The organism is Gluconobacter sp. P5H9_a (assembly GCF_018812085.1).
Lineage (GTDB): Bacteria > Pseudomonadota > Alphaproteobacteria > Acetobacterales > Acetobacteraceae > Gluconobacter.
Window position 1 is genome coordinate 1 of sequence record NZ_JACRVW010000041.1, and the last position, 1,283, is coordinate 1,283.

The following is a 1,283-nucleotide window of genomic DNA, read 5'->3' on the forward strand; positions in this document are numbered from 1 at the left end:
GTAGTGGCAGTCCTGCTCTCGCGCCTGAACCATCAGGGCGGCCAGTTCGGGAGACACGTCCTGCGGGACGTCCTCCGCCTCGGTGGGAACATAAATCATCCAGCCATAAGGCCCGCCAAGACAGCTTCGTCCTGCTGTGCCCCCGCTGCTGAGATAGAGCTCGCACGCGTCGCGCTCTGCGACTGGAAGATGCCCGGTACTGAGATCCAGGTGCCGGCAGACGGGGCCTGCGGACGTCGGAAGAACTTCGCTCATGCCCGGGCCTCCGGCCGGACAATGAACGGGGTCAGACAGGTCGCCCCTGTCCAGCGATGAAAGGCCAGAATCATCTCGCCATACTCGTGCGTCTTCGAAAGTGTCCCGTTCAGACGCCTGCGTCTGACATCCTCGGGTGTCAGCACAGGCAGCGCATGGCGGTCCACGAAGTCGGCCTCGGCCTGAGCGGCATCCGCATACGGGCCATGCCAGTCATTCCGGTTGACCGGATAGGCGTCCACGGTGCGCAGAAGGGCCTCACCATTCGGATAGGTGAAAATCTCCACGTTCACACCGCACAGAACCTTGGAAATGATGGCCTTGTCCTTCCGGCTCATGCCGCGCATTCCACGAATGGGGTCAGGCCTTTCATGATGGAGTGGCGCTCGTGACATGGTCCATGGACTGTCGCCCGATTATAGACAGGCGCATCGTCCAGATCGGAATACGCCAGAAAGATCGCTGCATCCTTCGGATCACGCAGCAGGTTCAGCCAGGACCACACCGGAGTTTCGCCTGTCCTCTCCGGAGCCTTGATCGTCGAGAGCTCGTCCACACGCTTCTGGAGCCACGCGGAAACCGGCCCCTTGCGGAGCGCGAAATGTCCCGTGCAGGTCATGCCTCGATCCAGAAGCGCCTGCGCGCCCACAGCGTCCCGCAGAACAGTCCGGCACTTGCGGATATAGGTTTCTGCCTGCGTCTCGCTGGCACCGGAGAAGCGCATCCCGCCCCCTTCACAGGATGCGGCATACTGCACCACTTCGCGCATGATCTCCCAGCTCTGTCCCGCGCCAATCAGGGACCAGCTTCTCGCGCGGAGCGACCCCCGCCCCTCATAGACATTATTATCGCCACCCAACTCCATCAGCAGATACTGATCGGCATAAAAGCTGCTGTCCGCGACATGAGGGCGCAGGGTCGCTGCCGGAAGTCGCACGGCGGCGAGGTCATAGACGATACGATAGGACATGCTCTCTTCCTCTGATGTCTCTTTCAACCTCTCCGCGRATGCAGGGGCTGCCCGGTGC

The 1,283-nt window shown here is 61.9% G+C and carries 3 protein-coding genes; all 3 read right to left on the reverse strand.

The genetic code is table 11. The annotated features are described in order from the left end of the window. Nucleotides 1–255, reverse strand: a 255-nt coding sequence (locus tag KP708_RS15340; RefSeq protein ID WP_215757230.1) for a hypothetical protein, incomplete at its 3' end; no start/stop codon positions are given. Beyond that, nucleotides 252–593 carry a hypothetical protein gene (locus tag KP708_RS15345; protein WP_010505028.1) on the reverse strand — a complete coding sequence of 114 codons (342 nt, stop codon included), beginning with the start codon at nt 591–593 and terminating at the stop codon, nt 252–254. The genes KP708_RS15345 and KP708_RS15340, both read right to left, overlap by 4 nt. After that, nucleotides 590–1,283: hypothetical protein (locus tag KP708_RS15350; RefSeq protein ID WP_252348107.1), on the reverse strand; the 694-nt coding region annotated here is incomplete at its 5' end. The genes KP708_RS15345 and KP708_RS15350, both read right to left, overlap by 4 nt.

Excerpts from the sequence above, each read along its gene's own strand:
- KP708_RS15345 (WP_010505028.1), bottom strand. The coding sequence starts at position 593 with ATGAGCCGGAAGGACAAGGCCATCATTTCCAAGGTTCTGTGCGGTGTG.